The 20,340-nt window shown below is 70.5% G+C and carries 10 protein-coding genes; 4 read left to right on the forward strand and 6 right to left on the reverse strand.

The genetic code is table 11. From position 1 onward, the window contains the following. Positions 1-247 precede the first annotated feature (247 nt). On the forward strand, positions 248-1,210 hold the full coding sequence (locus tag AC5PYY_RS03460) for an aminoglycoside phosphotransferase family protein (protein WP_493898408.1): 963 nt from the start codon (positions 248-250) through the stop codon (positions 1,208-1,210). Here the strand turns inward: AC5PYY_RS03460 and AC5PYY_RS03465 are convergent. From AC5PYY_RS03465 to hchA, 5 genes are all read right to left on the reverse strand, one after another. Beyond that, on the reverse strand, positions 1,200-6,833 hold the full coding sequence (locus tag AC5PYY_RS03465; protein WP_493898409.1) for a non-ribosomal peptide synthetase/MFS transporter: 5,634 nt from the start codon (positions 6,831-6,833) through the stop codon (positions 1,200-1,202). The genes AC5PYY_RS03460 and AC5PYY_RS03465 overlap by 11 nt on opposite strands. Further along, entirely contained in the window at positions 6,830-11,803 is a 4,974-nt protein-coding gene (locus tag AC5PYY_RS03470; protein ID WP_493898410.1) for an amino acid adenylation domain-containing protein, read from the reverse strand. The genes AC5PYY_RS03465 and AC5PYY_RS03470 overlap by 4 nt, the downstream gene beginning before the upstream one ends. Before the next feature lie 155 nt (positions 11,804-11,958). Beyond that, positions 11,959-12,609 carry a 4'-phosphopantetheinyl transferase family protein gene (locus tag AC5PYY_RS03475; protein WP_493898411.1) on the reverse strand — a complete coding sequence of 217 codons (651 nt, stop codon included), beginning with the start codon at positions 12,607-12,609 and terminating at the stop codon, positions 11,959-11,961. A gap of 27 nt (positions 12,610-12,636) precedes the next feature. Beyond that, positions 12,637-14,004 (reverse strand): cryptochrome/photolyase family protein, encoded by a 1,368-nt coding sequence (locus tag AC5PYY_RS03480; protein ID WP_493899319.1) that lies wholly within the window; start codon positions 14,002-14,004, stop codon positions 12,637-12,639. Between the two features lie 59 nt (positions 14,005-14,063). Further along, positions 14,064-14,921 (reverse strand): glyoxalase III HchA, encoded by an 858-nt coding sequence (gene hchA, locus AC5PYY_RS03485; RefSeq protein ID WP_493898412.1) that lies wholly within the window; start codon positions 14,919-14,921, stop codon positions 14,064-14,066. 127 nt (positions 14,922-15,048) lie between these two features. Here hchA and ald point away from each other — a divergent pair, with 127 nt between their 5' ends. The 3 genes from ald (at position 15,049) to AC5PYY_RS03500 (ending at position 18,885) form a co-directional block, all read left to right on the forward strand. Then, the gene (ald, locus tag AC5PYY_RS03490) at positions 15,049-16,164 is read left to right on the forward strand and encodes an alanine dehydrogenase (protein WP_493898413.1); all 1,116 of its coding nucleotides are present in this window, start codon (positions 15,049-15,051) and stop codon (positions 16,162-16,164) included. Between the two features lie 417 nt (positions 16,165-16,581). Continuing rightward, positions 16,582-17,472, forward strand: coding sequence for a pentapeptide repeat-containing protein (locus AC5PYY_RS03495; protein ID WP_493898414.1), 891 nt, complete (start codon positions 16,582-16,584; stop codon positions 17,470-17,472). Between the two features lie 963 nt (positions 17,473-18,435). Continuing rightward, positions 18,436-18,885 (forward strand): GNAT family N-acetyltransferase, encoded by a 450-nt coding sequence (locus AC5PYY_RS03500; RefSeq protein WP_493898415.1) that lies wholly within the window; start codon positions 18,436-18,438, stop codon positions 18,883-18,885. Positions 18,886-18,972: 87 nt separating this feature from the next. Here AC5PYY_RS03500 and AC5PYY_RS03505 read toward each other — a convergent pair whose 3' ends face one another. Next, a complete protein-coding gene (locus AC5PYY_RS03505) occupies positions 18,973-20,202 on the reverse strand; it encodes a hypothetical protein (protein WP_493898416.1) in 1,230 nt (409 codons plus the stop codon). Positions 20,203-20,340: the final 138 nt, after the last annotated feature.

Below are 20,340 nucleotides of genomic sequence, written 5' to 3' on the forward strand. Positions count from 1 at the left end.
CGGAGGCCCTGACTCGGCCGCCGCTCGCAGCTCCGCAACAGCCGTCTTCATCTGCCACGGCAACGGCCCCGCAGCAGCACGAGCCTGGGGCGACCAAGGGTCCACCAGGTCCCGCCCCTGCCCACCCGTCTGCTCCATGAACACACTCAACCACCCGGCACTGACATACCCGCTGACCTGCAACGACACCCGTGCGGGCACGACCGCCCCTGCAGCACCTCCCCATGCCGTCATCTACGCTCGACCGATGCCCGACCTCGTGCCGCCGAGTTTCGTCGCGACCATCTCGGGACGCCCCGCGGACGAGCTCCTCACCGGCCTCGCCCGCCGTGCGGGACCGCAGCGGCCGGTCAGCGGCGATGCCTGGCTCGCCACGCTCCCCCAGCTCGTCGACGACAGCCTCGCCCGTTGGGACCTCTCGCTCGACACCGCCGAGCCCAGCCGCCACGGAGAGTGCGCGCTCGTCGTGCCGGTGCTGCGGCATACCGGCGAGGCTGCCGCGCTCAAGCTCACCTGGCCGCATGCGGAGGCGCGGCACGAGCACCTCGCGCTGCGCCTCTGGGACGGCCGCGGGGCGGTGCGGCTGCTCGCCGCCGACCCCGCTGTCGGCGCGCTCCTGTTGGAGCGACTGGATTCCACCGCCGAGCTGCGCAGCCGACCCCTCCTCGAGGCGTGCGAGGTCGTCGGGCAGCTCATGCGCGAGCTGGACCGGCCGGCGACGCCACAGTTCGACACCGTCGCCGATCGAGCCGCCCGGTGGGCGCGGCAGCTCACCGAGGGAACTCCGCTCGTGCCCCGCCGCCTCACCGAGCAGGCAGGCGCGACCCTCGCTGCCCTGCTCTCCGACGACGCGCCCGCGCGCCTCGTGCACGAGGACCTGCACGACCTCAACGTGCTCGCCCCGGTCGATCCCGCGCGCGCCGCCTGGCTCGCGATCGACCCCAAGCCGCTCGCCGCGGAGTGGGGGTATGCCGTCGCTCCCGTCGTCTGGAACCGCGCCGACGAGGCGGCCCGGGCGAGCAATCTGCGCGTCCACGCGCGCCTCAGGGCCGACATTGTCGCCGAGGCCGCTGGTCTGGACGAGGACCGTGTGCGGGCGTGGACCTTCGTCCGGCTCGTGCTCAACGCCGTCTGGGCCGCCGATCACGCACCGGCGAGCGACGACTTCCGGGCGCGCATGATCGCGCTGGCCAAGGCCTTCACCGACTGACCCGGTGCCGCCCCCGCCGTCGGCGGCGCCGCCCGCCCGCACCTCCCTCCGCCAGGTGCTCGGCGAGGAGTGCGTCGGCCTGGGCCTGCACGTCGTCCTTGCCGTCGGCCAGCACCGCATCCGGTATGGCGTCGGGCAGCCCGTCCTCCAGCCGCCGTAGCGGGCGGTGCAACAGGCCGGCGACACCCCAGAGCGTGATCACGATCCCCACGCAGAGCAGCGCGAGGGCCGAGGGCGCGGCCGCGTCCCGGTGCCCCAGCGCGTCGGCCACGCCGCCGAGCCACCCCTCCCGCGCCCCCGCGAGCGCGCTGGTGACCGGCCCCGCGAGCAGGAAGCCCAGCGGCATCGTCGACATCGCGAGCATCTGGTTGATCGAGAGCACCCGCCCCTGCAGGTCCAGCCCGACCTTGGTCTGGATGAGCGCCAGCCAGTGCGCGTTGAGCACCAGCAGCGCGCCGTAGATGACGGCGTTGGCACCACCCTGCACCCACGCGGACGGGCTCAGCCCGAGCAGGATCACCCCGACCCCGAGCACCGCGGTCCCGCCCACCATGCCGATCGCGCGCCGCTCCGTGCCGCCCCAGAGCGCCATGAGCACGGCACCGACGACGGCCCCGACACCGCCGGCCGCCAGGACCGCGCCCAGCACCTGCGGCGGGTGCTCGGCCAGCACCAACGGCATGGTCAGGACGAGCGGCAGCGCGAAGAGGAAGTTGAAGACGACGAAGAAGACGACCATCACCACGAGCGGTCGGCGGCGGGTGAGATAGCGCCACCCACCGGCGATCTCGGCGCGGAACGTCTCCTCCTGACGCACCCAGAGCCGGTCCGGGAAGCGCACCCGGAGCAGCACCACGAAGGCGATCGTGAAGGTGACGACATCGACCGCCACCACGGCCGACAGGCCGATCACTCCGACGAGGATGCCGCCGACCAGCGCCGCGACCAGGTCCCCGGCGGAGGTCCCGAGCGTCACCAGCCCATTGGCCTGCCCCAGGTAGCGCTTGGGCACGAGCTGGGTCACCGCAGCGAGGTAGGCCGGTCGTTGGAAGGCGGTGGCGACCGCACCGACCGTGGTGAAGACGAAGACGAACCACAGCTCCAGCCGCCCCGTCGCGAGCAGCGCCACGAGGGTCGCGGTGGACGCCCCGGCGACGCCGTCGGCGACGAGCATCACCCGTCGCCGGTCGACCCGGTCGGCGAGCGCCCCCGCCACCGGCAGCAGCGCGATCGCGGGCAGGCTGGCGAGCACCATGATGAGCGAGAACAACGTGACCGACCCGGTCCGTTGCAGCACCCAGACGCTCAGGCCGAAGCTGGTCAGGCCGGTGCCGAGCATCGACAGCAGCTGGGTGATCGCCACCCAGAGGAAGGTCGAGGTGCGTGCGGCGGGACCAGGTGGTGGTTCGGTGCGCGGACGATCTCCCGCCCGCCAGGCCCGCACGTGCTCCTCGACGACCTCCGCCAGCTCGTCGGCCTGGTGCTTGAGGAAGTAGTGCCCGGCGCGGTCGATGACCCGCAGGCTGACGTCGTCGGAGAAGTCGCCCCACTCGGCGAAGCGCTCCTGGTAGAGCTCGGTGGCGCGGTCCTTGGAGCCCACCACGCACAGGACCGGCGCGCGCAGCCGGGGGACGTCGCCGGTGGACTCGAGTGCGGCATACCTGCGCGTGTAGTAGTCCTCCGCCTCACGGGCGTCGTGCCGCAGCGCCGCCACGAGGAACTGCCGGTCCGCCCGGTCGACGTCGGTGAAACCGCCCAGCGAGCGCAGCATGTCGTGGTAGGCGCGGTCGGAGAGCCAGCGATCGGTGGGCATCACCCGGTCGACGAGGCGCGCCACGCGGCCGGGTAGGCGTGCCGCAGGGAAGGTGCCCGCCTCGACCAGACCCAGGACGGGTATGCCGCCCGCCTCGCACCGCAGCGCCGTCTCGGCGGCCAGCGCTCCCCCGAGACAGTGCCCGTAGAGCACCACGTCGCCGTCGAGCTCACCGATCTCGGCGGCCAGGTCGTCGGCGACCTCTCCCAGCGCGCGCGGCGCCTCACCGGCCCGCCCCGGGTCGTGACCCGGGAGGTCGACCCCGTGCACCGCCACGTCGTGACCGACCGCCTGGGCGAGCGGGGCGAACGTGACGGGGCTGCCGCCGCCGTAGGGCACGCAGACGACGTGGACGGTGGCCCCCGGATGCGCGTCGAGCCGTCGCAGCAGGGTCGGCCCCCCGGTCTCCTCCTTCGTCGTCTCGATCCGGTCCGCGAGCTCGGCCACGCTCGGGTGCCGGAAGACGTCGACGACCGAGACGGGAGACCCGAGCGTGCGCGCCAGCCGGACGGCGGAGAAGGAGTCGCCGCCGACGTCGAAGAACCTCGTGGTCGGACCGACCGCGGGCAGCCCCAGCACGGAGCAGAAGGCGGCTCCGACGCGCGACTGCGCTCCCGGCGCCAGCGGCTGGTCCGCCTCCCCGGCATCGACCCCGGCGACCACGTCGGGCAGGGCTGCCCGGTCCACCTTGCCGTTCGCGGTCAACGGGATCTCGGGCACGACGGCGAGCGCGGCGGGCACCAGGTGCTCGGGCAGGCGGTCGCGCAGGTGCTCCCGCAGGTCCCCGAGCGCAGGCGGCGAGGTCTGCGCCACGGGGACGACGTAGCCGACGAGCTCCAGGTCGCCGCGGGCGCGAGCCCGCGGGAGCACCATAGCCTGAGCGACCCGCGGGTGGCTGCGCAGCACCGCCGCGACCTCCCCCGGCTCGACGCGGTAGCCGCGGATCTTGACCTGGTCGTCGAGACGGCCCAGGAAGTCGACGGTGCCGTCGCGGCGGCGGCGCACCCGGTCGCCGGTGCGGTAGGCCCGCCCGCCAGGGCCGGGCAGCGGCTCGGGTATGAAGCGCCGCGCGCTCTGCTCGGGCAGGTCGAGGTAGCCACGGCTCACCGTGGGCCCGGCGAGGACCAGCTCGCCCGCCACGCCGTCGGGCACCGGCCGCCCTACGGCGTCGAGGATGTGCGCGCGCGTGCCCGGGAAGGGTCGGCCGAGCGGCACCGTGCCGCTCTCGGCGGGCAGCGGCCCCAGGGGCACGGGGTGGGCCATGGCCGAGACCGTGGTCTCGGTCGGGCCGTAGTGGTTGTGCACCGCGAGGTCCGGTGCGAGCTGCCGCACCCTGGCCACCAGCTCCCACGGGCAGGCCTCTCCGGCCAGCACCAGCAGCCGCCGCGGCAGGACGGCACGGGGGTCCGGGACGTCCAGCAGGGCGGACAGGTGGCTCGGCACGAGCTTCATCGCGTCGACCGGCTGCCGGGTGAAGCGCCCGGCGACGGCGTCGGGATCGGTCACCTCCTCGTAGCCGAGGAGCTCGACGCACCCGCCGGTCGTCAGGGCGCCGAAGAGGTTGGTCAGGCCCAGGTCGGCCGCCGGCGTGCTCATCATGGCCCAGGTCCACCCGGGCTCGATCGGGGCGACCTCGCCCAGCCCGGCGAGGTAGGCCAGCAGCGCCCCGTGCGTCACCGGCACCCCCTTCGGTCGGCCCGTCGTGCCGGAGGTGAAGAGCAGGTAGAGGTCGTCGTCGCTGCTCACGGTCGGAAGCGATGGACGCTCCTGCGGCGGCGAGGGCGGCGTCGAGGCGCGCGACGCCGGCCGCTCGGTCAGATCGGTGGCCTCGCCGCGCCCGGCCACGTCGGTCCCGGTCAGCTCGCGCCACGGGATCTCGGCGGGCACCCGCCCGGCGAGGTGCCGCTCGCCGAGCACCAGGCGGGCACCGCTGGCCCGTGCCAGGTCGGCCAGCCGGTCGTCGGGGTGCAGGGCATCGAGCGGCACATACGCGGCGCCGACCGACATCGTGGCCAGCATGCCCACGACCAAGTGCCCGGAGCGCTCGGTGAGCAGGCCGACGCGATCACCCCGCCCCACGCCGTCGGCCTGCAGCCCTGCCGCGACCACGTCCGCGGCGGCGACGAGCTCGGCATACGTCCAGGTGCGTCGTGCCTCCCGCACCGCCGGGCGGTCGGGGTGCTCCGCGGCGACGGCCCGGATCACGGTGCCCAGGTCGGACCCGGCGAGCGCCGGTGTCGACGGGCCGGCCCCGACAGCCTCCGGCAGCGCCTGCTGCTCCTGCGGCGTGAGCATGGTGAGATCGCCCACCGCGCTCCCGGGATGGCGGTCGAGCTCGAGCACGAGCTGGCGCAGGTGCCCCATCAGTCGCACCACCGTGGCCTCGTCGAAGAGCCGGGTGCGATAGGTCGCCGAGACGGTCAGCCCGGTCCCCCCGCCCCCGTGGTGGGCGACGGCGTCTCCGGCGACGTGCAGCCCGAGGTCGGTCTTGGCCACCGGCGGCAGCGCGTCGACCCAGGTCGCCGCGCCCTCGGGCAGCGCCAGCCCGGGGCCCGGCTCGGTGTGGACGGTGAGCGAGACCTGATAGATCGGGGTGCTGGCCACGTCGCGGGGGCAGTCCAGCGCCTCGACGACGTCCTCGAAGCCCACCTGCTGGTGCGTCAGCCCGTCGAGCGCGACGTCGGCCGCCCGGCGCAGCAGGTCGGCCACGGGCTCGTGCTCGTCGCTGGTGAGCCGGAGCGCGACGGTGTTGACGAAGCACCCCACCAGCCGCTCCGACTCGGCCAGCTCGCGGCCCGCCACGGGGGTGCCGACGACGGTGTCTGCCGTGCCGGTCCACCGGCTCAGCACCAGGTGCAGGGCGGTCAGCAGCACCACGAAGGGCGTCGTGCCCGCGCGGCGGGCGACCCGCAGCAGCGCGGCGCCCTCCTGCTCCGACCACTCCTGAGAACCCCTGGCCCCCGTCGGATCGGCGACGGCCGGGCGAGGGCGGTCGGTCGGTAGGTCGGTGAGCGCGGGCGCGCCGCGGAGGTGGTCGACCCAGTGCTGCAGCGCTGCCGCCGGCGGAGGGTGCTCGTGCTGCCAGCGGGTGAGGTCGCTGAACTGCAGCGCCGGGGTGTCCGGATCGTTGAGCGCCTCGCCGCGATAGGCGCGCACCAGGTCGTCCAGCGCAGTCGCGACCGACCAGCCGTCGGCGGCGATGTGGTGCAGCACCGCGGCGAGCCGGAGACGGCCGTCGGGTCGGTGCACGAGCCGCAGCCGCCAGGGCTGCTGCGCGGCCAGGTCGAAGCCGGTCGTGAGCCAGTCTCGTGTCAGCTCCTCGGCATCGCCGGCCAGCACCTCGATCGCCGAGGTGTCCGGCTCGGTGTCGACGACCGCGACGGGGCTCGCGTCCTCGCCGACGGCATACCTGGTCCGCAGCACGTCGTGCCGCGCCACGACGCGAAGCCACGCCGCCCGCAGCCGCATCGCGTCGACACCAGGCGGGCAGTCGAGCACGACCGGGATGAGGTATGCCGTGGAGTCGGGCTCGAGCTGCGACAGGAACCACATCCGTCGCTGGGCGGAGGAGAGGCGCACCGGGAGGTCAGGACGCGGGATGATCGTCGGTGTCCGGCGCAGCGGGCTCTCGCCGCTGCCCGGGCGCCCAGAACCGCTGCCGCCCGCGCTCCCACCGGCACCTGCTCCCGCGCCGTCATTCCCGGCTGTGCTCCCGTCGACACTCGCGCCAGCCTTCTCCGCGGCACGGGCGGCCCGGCGCTCCCGCGCCAGCCTGACCCGGTCGGCGACGGCGCTGGTCTGCGTGGTCATCCGGGCTGCCCCTGCTCCTCGGCGAGCAGCGCGTGCTCCACCTCGAGCGCGAAGTCGCGCAGCCGAGGCCGCCGGAAGATCGTCGCGACGGGCAGGTCGAGATCGAGCTCGGCGCGCAGCGTCGCGACGACACGGGTGGCAGTGAGCGAGTGCCCTCCCGAGTCGAAGAAGCTGGTCGATGACCCCACCCGGCCGACCGGAAGGTGCTCGGCCCAGATGTCGGCGACCAGCTCCTCCAGCTCGCTCATCGGGCTGTCGTCGGCCGCGGCCTCCAGCTCGACGGCCGGCAGCGCGGCCCGGTCGACCTTGCCGCTCGGCCCGAGCGGCAGGGTGTCGAGGCGTTGCAGGAGGGTAGGCACCATCGCCGCCGGCAGGGTGCGGCGCAGCTGCCTGGTGATCTCCTCGTCGTCCGGTGCGGCGTCGCCGGGCACGAGGTAGCCGACGAGGATGCTCGCAGCGTCGCCGAGCTGGGCTACCGCGCAGGTCGCGGCCGCCACACCGGCCACCGAGCGCAGCGCCTGGTCGACCTCCTCCAGCTCGATGCGGACACCGCGCACCTTGACCTGGTTGTCGGTGCGCCCCAGGCACTCGATCAACCCGTCGGCCCGGAGGAGCCCACGGTCGCCCGTGCGATAGATCCGCGGCGTGCCCGGCAGGTGCGCGCCGGTCGTGAAGGCGGCAGCGGTGAGCTCGTCGCGGCGGTGATAGCCGTCGGCCAGGCACGGCCCCGACAGGTGCAGCAGGCCAGGCGTCCCAACCGGCACCGGGTGTCCCCCGTGGTCGAGCACGTGGACGTGCGCGTGCCCGAGCGGCCGCCCCACGGGCACCCGCGGGCCGGTCGTGTCCTCGGTGCGGATGCGGTGGGCGCAGGCCCAGATCGTCGCCTCGGTGGGGCCGTAGACGTTCCACAGCTCATCCACCCTCGGCAGCAGCCGGGCAGCCACCGTGGGTGGCACCGGCTCGGCCCCGATGAGCGCCCGGACCGCCCCGGAGCCGCCCCCGTCCCACCCCGAGTCCAGCAAGACGGTCCAGCCAGAGGGCGTCAGCTGCACGACGCTCGCGCCGCCGGTGTCGATCCGCTCCGCCAGCGCGAAGCCGTCCACGACCTGCGCCTCGGTCGCCGGGAGGACCCTCGCCCCGGCGGCCAGGGCGTGCCAGGTCTCCAGGCCGGAGATGTCGAAGGACGGCGTCGTGGCGTGGAGCACCACGTCGTCGGCGGTCAGCGGCAGCACCTCGGTCATGGCGTCTAGGAAGGACGCGAGCGCCCGGTGCCCGACCCGCACCCCCTTGGGCGTGCCGGTGGAGCCCGAGGTGTAGATGAGGTAGGCGAGGTCAGACAGCCCGGCCGGCGTCAGCGGCTCCGGGAGCTGGGCGTCGGTCTCCACCACCGCGCCCGAGGTCTGCGCTCCGCCGGGTCCTGCCTCCCGGTCCGGTCCCCCGCTGGAGCCGTCCCCGGAAGGACGGGCCACCCAGGCGCGGCACCGCGGCAGCCACGCTCCCACCTCCTCGCCCAGCAGGTCGTCGGTGACCAGCGCCACCGCTCCCGCGTCGTGCAGGATCGTCTCGAGCCGTGCCGGTGGGTGAGCCGGGTCCAACGGCAGGTAGGCCCTCCCGGCCCACCACGCCGCAAGCTGACCCACGACGACGTCCGCGCCCCGCCTCGCCGCGACGGCGACCGGCCCCTCCCGGTCGCCGATCGCGTCCTGGAGCTCGCGGGCCACGACGTCGGCACGGCATACCAGCTCGGCGTAGGTGACCGGCCCCCGCCGCGGACAGTCCACCGCAACCTGCCGCGGGGCGCGGCGGGCGGCGCGCAGCACCCGGTCGCGCACCGTGTCGAGCGGCTCCACGAGTCGCCCCGCGTCGAGCTCGGCGAGCGCGCGCCGGTCCTCCGGGCCGCTCAGGCACAGTGTCGAGACGGGGGCGTCGAGGTCGTCCAACGCCTGGCGCAGGAGGCCGAGCAGCTGCTGGGCATAGCCGCGGGCTCCGGCGGCGTCGTGACGGGTTGCGTTGAACTCGACCCCGAGCACCGCACCGTCCGGTGCGCCCAGCTCCCAGAAGAAGCTGAGGTCGAGCTTGGAGCCGCCGTTGTCCGGCTCGCAGGCGTAGGACCACCGCCGGCCCTGCTCCGTGTGCTCGGCCCGGCCGTAGTTCTGCACCGCGACGAGCAGCCCGCCGACGTGCGCGCCGTCGGCGTCGCGCCGCAGCGCCGGCAGCGTCCCGCTGTCGCCCATGCCGGTCCAGGCGTGCTCCAGGTCGCGCAGCGCGTGGTGCGCGACCTGCCCGGCGAGCTCCCGGACCGTGGGGTCGCCGTCGAGGTCGACCCGGGCTGGGGCGGTCTCGATGAAGGGCCCGATCATCGACTCCATCGCCGGGTGGCGCCGGGTGCTCACCGGCACGCGGAAGGCGTGGGTGCGCTCGCCGGTCTCCCGGTGCAGGCGGATCGCGGTCATCGCGCTGATCAGGCTGTATGCCGTCAGCCCGGCCTGGCGCGCCGCGGCGTCGAGGTCGTCCATGACGTCGGCGGGGATCGGCATCCGGACGTATCCCCCGGCCAGCGGTCGACCCGGCGCGGCCGGAGTGGCGGTCGGCGGCAGAGCGCTCTCGGCGCTCACCCCGGCCATCCGGGACCGCCAATAGGCTCGCACCCGCTCGCGGTGCTCCGCCCCGCGGGCCGCGAGCCACTGCGCGACCGCCGGATAGCTCACCGGCGGAGGGGGTGGCGCCTCGCTGCCGTCCTCGGCCGCGCGGTAGAGCTGGGCCAGCTCACGCAGGATCACCCCGATCGACCACCCGTCGCACGCGGCGTGGTGCACCCGGACGAGCAGGTGGTGCTCGCCACCCTGGACGCAACTCATCGCCTCGACCAGCCGGCCCTGCTCGAGGGAAAGGGGAGATCGTGCTGCGGCGTGCAGCGCGTCCAGGTCTGGGACGCTGCGCAGGGGCACCGGCTGCGGCGCCTGGACCCGGCAGACGATGCCGTCGGCGACGGGGACGACCGCGGCGCGCAGCGCCTCGTGCCGAACCACGAGCTGGTCGAGGGCCTGCTGCAGCAGGGCGTGGTCGAGCACCGCGTCCACCCGCGCGTGCACCGACATCACGCTGATGCCGGTCTGGCCCTCGGTCAGCGCGTCGAGCACCGCGAACTCCGCCTGCGGCGGCGACGCGGGGAACTCCGTAGCCCCAGCTGCCTCCAGCGGCTGCTCGGGCACCGCCTCGACGCCCTCGAGCGTGGCGGCCAGCTCGCGCGCGGTGCTCCTGACCGGGAAGTGCTCCAGCCCGACGCGGGCGCCGGTCCGTGCCGCGAGGCGGTGCAGCACCGCCGCGGCGGTGAGCGAGCTGCCGCCGAGCGAGGCGAAGCTGACGTCGACCGGAGGGGCCTCCGGCAGATCCAGCACCTCGGCAGACAGCTGCGTCACGAGCCGCTCCTGCACGGTCTGCGCGCGCTCTCCCTCGACGCGCCGTGGCGTGCCGACCTGCTGCGGCAGCGCCGCCCGGTCGACCTTCCCGTTGGGCGTCCGGGGCAGGTGCTCCAGGAGCACGGTCTCCGCGGGATACATGTAGTCGGGCAGCCGCGCGGCCACCCGCGCCAGCGCACCAGTCGCCGCCTCGTCGTCCTGGGCCTCGAGGAAGGCGACGAGCCGGGCCTCGGCGCCCACCCGGCGCGCGTCGACGGCGGCGGCGCTGATGCCGGGGTGCTGCTGCAGCGTGCTCTCGATCTCCCCCAGCTCGACGCGGTAGCCGCGCACCTTGACCTGGTGGTCGACGCGGCCGTGATACTCCAGCTCCCCGTCCGGGCGCTCGCGGACGAGGTCGCCGGTGCGATACATCCGCTCACCGGGGACCGCGGGGTCGGGCGCGAAGCGCTCGGCGGTGAGGTCGTCGCGCCCGAGGTAGCCCCGGGTGACGCCTGCGCCGGCGAGCCACAGCTCCCCCGTCTCGCCCGATGGGACCGGGCGACGCTGCTCGTCGAGCAGATAGCAGCGGGTGCCAGGCAGCGGTCGCCCGATCGTGGGCTCCCGGTCATCGGCCCTGGGCACGAGCGACCACGTGGAGTAGGTCGTGTCCTCGCTCGGTCCGTAGAGGTTGAAGAGCCGGTCGACGTGCGGCAGCGCATAGATCGCGTCGGCGAGCCGCCGCGGGAGCGGCTCACCGGCGAGGTTCACGGTGCGGACACCCTCGGGGACCATGTGCTCGGCCACCAGCATCCGCATCGCCGGGGGCACGGTGTTGACCAGCCGGACGTGCGCCCGGTCGGGAGTCGAGCCCAGCTCGAGCGCCGAGTCGACGAGCACGAGGCCGCCGCCGACCGCGAGCGTCGCGAAGATCTCGAAGACGGACAGGTCGAAGCACACCGACGTGCTCGCGAGGACCCCCGCCCAGTCGTGCTCGTCGTAGGTCGCGTGCGCCCACTCCAGCAGGCTCCGCGTGTGCCCGTGCTCGATGGCCACACCCTTCGGCGCCCCGGTCGAGCCGGAGGTATAGATCACGTAGGCCAGATCGTCGGGCTGGGCGCGTCCGGCAGCGTCGGCGGCGAGCGCCGGCGCGTCCGGCGCCGGGGGCAGCAGCCGCAGCGTGTCCCCGAGCACGTCAGCGGTGGACTCGGCGCAGATCACGACGGCGGCCGCGGAGTCGGCGACGAGGTATGCCGTCCGCTCCCGCGGGTAGCCCGGGTCCAGTGGGACGTAGGCCGCGCCGACGCGGAGCACACCGAGGAGGGCGGCGAGCAGATCTGGGGTGCGCGGGAGGCATACGCCGATCCGGTTGCCGGGTGCGACGCCTCGCTCCTGGAGCGCGTGCGCCCACTGCCCGGAGCGGCGCCAGAGCTCGGCATAGCTCGTCGTCACCCCCTGGTGCCGGACCGCCACCGCGTCCGGCACCCGCTGCACCTGCTGCCACACCCGTGCGTCCAGCGTCTCTCCCAGACCCGGCACGGTGGTGGTCCCGTCCTGCGACATCGTCGTCGTCATGGGTCACTCCTTCGTGATTTCCTGCACCTCTGCCGCACAGTCCCTGCGCAGCCCACTGCACCCCTGTCGGACCCTCACGCTCCCTGCCTGGGCCTGCCCTCAGCACGCTACACAAGGCCTCTGACAGGGTCCAGGGTCGAGGGACCCATCGCCGGTCAGGCCCGTAGGTCCACCCGGGCTCGCGGCTCCTCCGTCGCCAGCGCCATCGCCGTGCCAGCACCGACCACCCCGAGGTCGTGCACGTGCCACGGCCGCGGCGGCGCGGCCAAGTGCACCCCGACCTCGACCTGCTGCGCGTCGGCCCAGAAGCCGGTGCCCTGCGCCTTGAGCACGGCCTCCTTGCGCACCCACCAGCGCTGGAAGATCTCGGGCAGCAGGTGCGGGTGCTCCTGGTCGACCTGCTGCAGCTCGGCCAGCTCGCGCGGGCTCGCGACGACCCCGGCGACGCCGACGAGGTCGCGCATGCTCGGCAGATCCTCGACGTCCAGTCCCACCCGCCGCGACCCCAGTGCGACGGCGATCACGCTGCGGCTGTGGGAGATCGAGATCTCCCGGCCCTCCCCGTGCGCGCCGGCGAGCCGCGGCCTCCCCAGCTCGTCCGCCGTCAGCCCCACCGCCGCCGCCTCAGATCCCAGCCACTCCCCGAGGCTCACCCGCACGAAGGCCCGCCCCCGCGCCCAGCGCGCTCCGAAGGGATCGGCCATCCGGTCCCGCCGGGCCAGCTCGTCGCGGGTCAGCAGATCATCCTGCTGCGGCAGCTCGTCCAGCGGCGCCCACCGCACGACGACCTGCGCCTCGCCCGCCATGGGCGGAAGCATAGGCGCCGGCCTCACTCAGCCGCGGGCGGCGTCATACCTGCTCAGCGCCTCCTTGCGCTCCTCAGCGTGGTCGACGATCCGCTCGGGGTAGCCGCTTGCATACCCGTCGTCCGCGTTCCACGGCTGGTGCGCCGCCTTGCCGGAGAGGTGCCGCAGCTCGGGCACCCAGCGCCGCACGTAGTCACCGGTCGGGTCGAACTTCTCGCCCTGCGTGATCGGGTTGAAGACGCGGAAGTAGGGCGAGGCGTCGGTGCCGGTCCCGGCGACCCACTGCCAGCCGTGGTTGTTGCTCGCGATGTCGCCGTCGACCAGCCGGTCCAGGAACCAGCGCGCGCCGGTCGGCCACCACACGTGCAGGTCCTTGGTGAGGAAGCTCGCCGTGATCATCCGCACCCGGTTGTGCATCCAGCCCGTCTCGAGCAGTTGCCGCATGCCGGCGTCGACGATCGGGAAGCCGGTGCGCCCCTCCTTCCACGCCTCGATCGCGTCGCTCGGCTCGTCATATCGCATGCCGGACAACGCATCTCGCAGGTCCGACCAGGCACTGCGCGGATTCTGCGCGAGCACGTCGGCATAGAACTCGCGCCAGGCGATCTCCTGCTCGAAGGTCTGGGCTCCCCGCGACCGTTTCGACGCCATGTCGGCCAGGATCGTGCGCGGATGGATCGCGCCGATCTTGAGGTATGGCGACAGTCGGCTCGTCCCGTCGAGCGCGGGTTTGTCGCGGTCGCCGTCGTAGTCGTCGAGCGCTTCGTCGCGGAAGTCGCGCCAGCGCTGCAGCGCGGCCTTCTCTCCCGCCTCCGGCATCGTCGGCAGGTCGTCCTCACGCAACGCGCTCATCAGCAGGTCGAGCGCCTTCTGATGGCTGTCGAGGTCGAGCAGGTCGAGTTTCCTCGGGTATGCCGCGGGCTCGGGCCAGCCGTGCTCGTGCCAGGCGCGGTGGAAGGGGGTGTAGACCTTGTAGGGGTCGCCGCTGCCGTTGACCACGAGGCCGGGGCCGACGGCATACGGCGTGCCGGTCTCCACCCACTCGATGTCCTTGTCCTGCAACGCGTCCCGGACGGCCTTGTCGCGGCGTACCCCGGCGGGCGTGACCTCGCGGGTGACGTGCACCGAGCCCGCCTCGATCTCGGCGGCGACCTGAGGCACGACCTCCGCCGGGTCGCCGTGGCGGATGACCAGCCGCCCGTCGAAGTCTTCCTTCGCGGCCTCCAGGCTCGCCGTCAGCCAGGCTCGCCGGACCGGACCGCCTCGCTCCCAGAGGCCCGGGTCGACGACAAAGAGCACGGCGATGCCCTCGTCCCCGCCCGCGTCGCGCGCGGCGAGCAACGCCGGATGGTCACCACGGCGTAGGTCGCGACGGAGCCAGAGCAGGGCGGTCAACGGCATACCTCACAGGTCATGGACCCGACCCTAGGTCGGCCGGGGGCGGGCGGCCAGCGCTAGTCGCCGAAGGACTCCAGCAGCGCCTCGACGGCGTCCTTGCCGAGCTGGTGGGCGGCCAACGGGCTGTCGCCAGTGAGCACGTTGCGGTCGCGCGTCGTGGCGCCCGACATGTCGTCGTTCTGCACGGTCAGGCCCTGCTCGGTGAGGGTCTCGCCCAGCTTCCACGGCATCTCGCCGGGCAGGTAGCCGATGTCGAGGTTGGCACCGAAGTCCAGGGCGTCGGGGAAGGCGACGACGGAGTAGCCGGACAACGGGTTGGTCTCGCGCCCCATCCCGGCGGCGACGAAGGCTGCAGGTCCGTGGCAGATCGAGATGATGAGGCGGTCGTGGTCCAGGAACCAGTCGAGGGCGCGCTGCACGTCCGGGCTGGAGGGGAGCCCGTTCATGGCGCCGTGCCCGCCGGGGATGAAGACCGCGGCGTAATCGTCCAAGCCGGCGTCGATGACGTCGGCCAGCCGGTGCGGAGCCTTGAACGCCGCGCGCGTCGCGTCCCAGGTGCCGGTGACGGCCTCGTCCTCGCGGGGGAAGGCCCACCACTCGACCTTGCCCGGCCCACCGGAAATGGTGGCGATGTCTACGGCATACCCGGCCTGCATGATGTGGTGCATCGGCAGCAGGGTCTCGACGGGGTGGTTGCCGGTGGAGAAGAAGGTGCCGTTGCGCATGAGCATGTAGCGCTCGTCGGTGGCGATGACGAGCACCTTCCACCGGTCGCCTGCGTAGGTCTGCTCGGTCCCCAGACCGTCGAAGTTGGTCGTGTCGGCGGTGTACTGGCTCAGCGAGTAGGGCGAGGGGAAGAAGGCGTTGTCCTCGGCCGGGTCTGCGGTGGGCTGACGGTCTTCGGTCTGCGACATGGGTGCTCCCTGTCTCGTACGCCTGACTCCCCTGCCCGGTGGACAGGGCCTGCCAGTGTGCACGACGAGGGAGTGGTGCGCGAGCCTGACCTGTCGCTCGCACGCGCGACAGGGCATAGTGGGGCCCATGAAGATCGCGGTGCCCACAGAGGTCAAGAACAACGAGTTCCGGGTGGCCATCACCCCGGTCGGCGTGCACGAGCTGGTGCGACGTGGGCACGAGGTCTTCGTGCAGCAGGGCGCGGGGCTCGGCTCCTCGATCAACGACGAAGAGTATGTCGCTCAGGGCGCCACGATCGTCGACGGTCCGGACGACACGTGGGCTGCGGGCGAGATGGTGCTCAAGGTCAAGGAGCCGATCGAGCAGGAGTACTCCTACCTGCGCGACGACCTGACGCTCTTCACCTATCTGCACCTAGCCGCCGACGAGCCGCTGACCCGGCGTCTGGTGGAGGCGGGCACGACGGCGATCGCCTACGAGACGGTGCAGCTGCCGAGCGGGATGCTGCCGCTGCTCTATCCGATGTCCGAGGTCGCCGGGTGCCTGGCGCCGCAGGTCGGGGCGCACACGATGATGAAGGCCTCCGGCGGGCGGGGTGTGCTCATGGGCGGCATCGGCGGCGTGGCCAACGCCAAGGTGCTCGTGCTCGGCGGTGGCGTCGCGGGGCAGAACGCTGCCAACATCGCGCTCGGCATGGGCGCCGACGTGACCATCCTCGACACCGATCTCGACAAGCTGCGCACGCTCTTCTGGCGCTTCGACAACCAGGTCAAGCAGCTCGCGTCCAACAACCTGACGATCAGCGAGCTCGTGCCGGAGGCCGACATGGTCATCGGCACCGTGCTCATCCCCGGCGCGAAGGCGCCCAAGCTCATCACCGACGACATGGTCGCGACGATGAAGCCGGGCTCGGTGCTCGTCGACGTCGCGATCGACCAGGGCGGTTGCTTCGAGGGATCCCGGCCGACCACGCACGCCGACCCGACCTTCCCGGTGCACAACTCGCTCTACTACTGCGTCGCCAACATGCCCGGCGCGGTGCCGCACACCTCGACGTGGGCTCTGACCAACGCCACGCTTCCGTATGCCGTGCAGCTCGCCGAGAAAGGTTGGGAGCAGGCGCTCCGCGACAACGCGTCGCTGGCGAAGGGGCTGAACACGCACGCGGGCAAGCTGACCTACGGCGCGGTGGGTGAGGCGTTCGGCATGGAGTCGGTCGCCGTCGAGGAAGTGCTCGCCTGAGGCTGGGCGTCTGTGCCAGACACTGCCGACTGGCCGCACCCCGGCAGCCCTCCCGGTGGCGGTCCCACCACGCCTGCCTGGGCAGGGTCCTCCTTTTGCAGGCTAGTCCGACGCTCGTGACAGACCGGATTCACCGATCGGCTCGCCCTCGTCAGGGATGTATGGGTAATCGGCCGCGCCGAGGGCCGGTACGGTACATCGCTGTCATGCCGATGTCAGGATGCTTCGGAGCCTGGTCGCCATCGACGCTCGTGGCCGGAGTCCGGGCAGTTCTTCGTTGGCTTCCTCCCCACCTTCTGCGCGGCCGCAGGGAGCTGTAACCGTGCGTGCCCGTCGCAAAGGCGTCTTCGCACGTCAGTGCGGGCCGCTGTGTTCCGGACGCTCGTACCGTTAGTGTTGCCCCCGGAGGTGGTGAGAGTGACGGCGGAGTACTTGGTTGGCCGCAAACCCGGAGTGATCACAGATGACGCACGTGTGTACTCCGACGTTCTCTTCAGGGCAGACCGCTTCGACGGAAAGGACATATCGAGCCTCACGTTTCGTCACGTCACCTTCGCGAACAACTCATTTAAAGGTGCGCGGATCGACGACTGCACATTCGAGAACGTTGTCTTTCTCAGTGGGTACTTTAGAGATACCGTTATAAGCGATTCACGCTTTGCCGGCTGCAAGTTTATCGACTGTGACCTGTCACGCGTTGACTTGCGCACGACATCCCTGAAACTGTACAACAAGTTTCCCGGCTCCTATCTACCTTTCGATCGGGCACGGGATTGCCTACCCGAGGAAGGGAATCTTCGAAAGCTCTTATGCAGTGAATTGACTCGAGAGGCGATCAACATCGGGCAGCATCGCGACGCAGGGCTGTTTCGAAAGGAAGCCCTCCGCGGAGAGCGACGGTACCTGACGGAAGTATTGCGGCAACGGGTACCGTATTACAAACAAAAGTACGGGTTCAACGACCGCGTCGCGGCACTGGGAAAATTGATCAGGCAGACCCTCTTTGATATCGCATGGGGGCGTCGCCGTTCACACGCCGTGGTGTTGAGAAACTGGTTGCTTTTGGCGCTATTATCCGGAGCCACTGCTGCAGCCTTGAGGGAGCAGCACCTGAGTGAACAGCCGAGTTACTTGGAAGCAGCAGCTTTTGGCGCCCTCAACCTCTTCCCAATTCATAACCTATACGATTTGACGCCTTCTTCATATTTCATGATGGGCTTCGTGCTGATTGGCCGGCTACTCGGCCTCTTGATGTCTGGTCTGTTCATTGCCATTCTGTTCGCGCGACTCTATGAGGGCCGCAGATGACTCACATCACTATCCTATACGGATCGCGTGCTCGCGGGGACGCAGATGGACTCAGTGATAAGGACGTTTTGAGCGTCGGTCTTTCCAGGGGGAACGTGGTCCCGACTTACACTTGGGAACAAATGGAATCCATGAGGTCGTACGGATCACTGTTCGTTCACCATCTCAAACGTGAGTCCAGGATACTCAAGGGGGATGCACGCGGCGTGGAGCGATGGATGGATCTAATGAACTCGATCCCCCCTTATCAGCGCACACTGCAAGACCTTCGGTCCTTCGAGGCAGTCGCCAACGATATAGTTGACGGGCTGAGTGTGGGCGATAGTACCCTAATCTACGAAGCACAAGTGGCCGCGCGCTTGGTGCGTCATTCGGCCATCGTGGCGTGTTACGAGGGTGGCTCACCCAATTTCAGTAGGTACGCAGCCGTAGCACAAGCTGCAAGACAGTATCGTGTGTCGGTGCCCAGACGCGCAGGCTATGAAGCGTTGTACAGCACCCTGAGTCAGCCTGAAGCTGCTCCCATTACGGCGTCCGATGTGATCGACTGGGTCGAGTTTTCTCGACACTTAAACAGGGCAGTCAAGTCGGCTCACAGGAAGGAACGGAGTCATGGTCACGCGTGAGGACGCCCTCCGTCGGCTCGATGTCTTGGTTGAGACCTTGGCCAGCCCCATGGACGCTTATCTGGTTCGCAGTCGTTTGGATCGAGCCTCGATCGTGGTAAGACGGTATTTGGCAGAGACTCCCGCCGAAGGCCCTTGTTCTATTGAACCGCTGCTGTGTCGTGTCGAGGCCGCGTTCGTGGCTCTGCGGCGCCGGAGTGAGCCCTTCGGTGAGGCTTGGTTAACTAGATTGACGGAAGTGAAGTTCGAGGTAGGTGTCCTCAGGGATGCCCTCATTCGAGAGCGGGATAGCCCCTTAGTCATCGACCACGATGAGGGACAGGAGCGTTAGGTTCGCATGGAGATAATTCATGTCGGCCGGCGCTGGGGTGAAGTCTTCGCTGCGGTCCATGAGGGCACAGTTGTTGCAGTTGCCGAGATCTCTTCCACTGCGAGCATTTCAGAGGATCCCGAGCACGTGCTCCATCTCGTATATACGCATCCGGATCACCGTGGTGCCGGATTCGCCCGTCAGTTGCTTGACACATTGCATGGTAAGTATGCCGGCCTTAATCACGATGGCTCGTTGTCATTAGCTGGTGAAGGATTATGCAACGCGGTGGGAGTGACACGCCGAAGCATGCGAACGTGGGAGCGTCGAAATGCACGTGGCGAGGGGGTTGAGACGAGCCGCCTACCCGAGGAAAAGGCCGAGAAACTTGGCATGGAGTTGTCAGAGTGGTGCGAAGCCCAACTGCAGCAGCAAGGGACTTGCAAGAAGGATGGCGGAGAGGCGGCTCCAGGGTGACAGCAGAGCCCTCAGGACAGGCACGCTTGAAATTGGCCGAGCTGGCGGCGCTGCCGCGGTCCTTTTGGTTGTCGCGTGATCATCCGATCAAGGTTGTTGCCGCGCCTGGCCCTCCGTTCTATTCGGCGTCCGTCCCTCGTGGCGCGGCATGCGAGTGGTCGTGAACTCGACCGTGGCCAATAGGGTCCAGAAGATCCAGTCGAGGAAGTCCTCTCCGTATTTGCTGTGCTGCGCGCTGTTGTGATGCCGGACGTCGAACTGGTTGAGAATAGTGAATAAGGCCCCCTCATCCTTGCTTCCCAAACTGGCTCGGACCACGTCACGTCGGCTTTCCAGAATGTCGCCCAAGGCCTTCAAGGCATCCCGCTTGTCCTCTCGGGTAGCCGCGCGTGCGCGGAACCTTGAGATGGCGTGAACCACGCGGTCACCATCCCCAGGGTCCTGTGACGCCAGAGCCCGATCAACCAGTTTGGAACGGGGATCCGAAGGGGTATGCGCCAGACGCCCGACGTCCGGGCCAGCGCCTGCAAGACGCAGGTCTAACTCGGTGCGCTCCAAGACGGTGTTGATACGCCATCGGTACATCAACTGACCAGGGGGACGGTCGAAGTCTGAGTAGTCCCACTCCTCGCCGAATTCGTGCCAATGACGCAGGCGGGGTCGAGCCGCCAGGTCATGGCACACCTCGAGCAGGTCAAAGGTATGCCCGAGGAGGCGGTCCCCCTTGGTGTCCAGGGGGAGGTTGATGAGTGCGCGGTCGTAATCGTTCGGTCCGGGCGGCCAGGACCACTCGATTCTCCTAGCTAGGCGGTTCGTGATCAGGTCGCGAGCTGCCTTCTGCCGGTCGATTCGTTCGTCGCAGCACGAGGAGCCGAACGCGGCGTCGAAGTAGCCCATCTGGTCCAGCTCACCGAGCACGTTGAGGAGTTCTCCTACGAGAGCCTTACCCGACAGAGTCGGTGGAGCCGCTGCCACTCCGAGAATTCTGGAGGTGTAGTACACAGGCGGGCTGTATAGTGGGATTGCGTCATTGGCGAGCGCGAGGCGCAACGAGCGCACGAATTGATTGAATGCGGCCGCCCGCTCGGACGAAATGTCTTCGTCGTCAAAGACGTTTCTTGTCCGCAACGACTCCAAGGCCGGGGTCGGGTAGCCGTCGTCCCTGGACAGGGGCAAACCCACAGAGTTCACGATCGCCTCTGCGATCAAGAACTCCAGGGCCAACGAGTCTGCGGGAGAGCGCACCGAGGTATCCAGCACACCAAGTAAAACGTCGGCGGGCCAGAGTAGTCGCAGGTCACCAAGGTCGAGATGCATGAGGAAAACTTACCTACTGACCATCCAGTGGTCTGATGGCGGCCGCTTCGGCCGGGCAGGAACCGAAGCACCCTCATGCTGCCACCAGCGTGGTCGCTCGCTTCGTGCGCGTCGGCCTATCTGTCGCTCGGCCGCTCG

The sequence above is a fragment of the Serinicoccus sp. JS2-9 genome (genome assembly GCF_059025165.1).

Excerpts from the sequence above, each read along its gene's own strand:
- AC5PYY_RS03460 (WP_493898408.1), top strand. The coding sequence starts at position 248 with ATGCCCGACCTCGTGCCGCCGAGTTTCGTCGCGACCATCTCGGGACGC.
- AC5PYY_RS03465 (WP_493898409.1), bottom strand. The coding sequence starts at position 6,833 with ATGACCACGCAGACCAGCGCCGTCGCCGACCGGGTCAGGCTGGCGCGG.
- AC5PYY_RS03470 (WP_493898410.1), bottom strand. The coding sequence starts at position 11,803 with ATGACGACGACGATGTCGCAGGACGGGACCACCACCGTGCCGGGTCTG.
- AC5PYY_RS03475 (WP_493898411.1), bottom strand. The coding sequence starts at position 12,609 with ATGGCGGGCGAGGCGCAGGTCGTCGTGCGGTGGGCGCCGCTGGACGAG.
- hchA (WP_493898412.1), bottom strand. The coding sequence starts at position 14,921 with ATGTCGCAGACCGAAGACCGTCAGCCCACCGCAGACCCGGCCGAGGAC.
- ald (WP_493898413.1), top strand. The coding sequence starts at position 15,049 with ATGAAGATCGCGGTGCCCACAGAGGTCAAGAACAACGAGTTCCGGGTG.
- AC5PYY_RS03500 (WP_493898415.1), top strand. The coding sequence starts at position 18,436 with ATGGAGATAATTCATGTCGGCCGGCGCTGGGGTGAAGTCTTCGCTGCG.
- AC5PYY_RS03505 (WP_493898416.1), bottom strand. The coding sequence starts at position 20,202 with ATGCATCTCGACCTTGGTGACCTGCGACTACTCTGGCCCGCCGACGTT.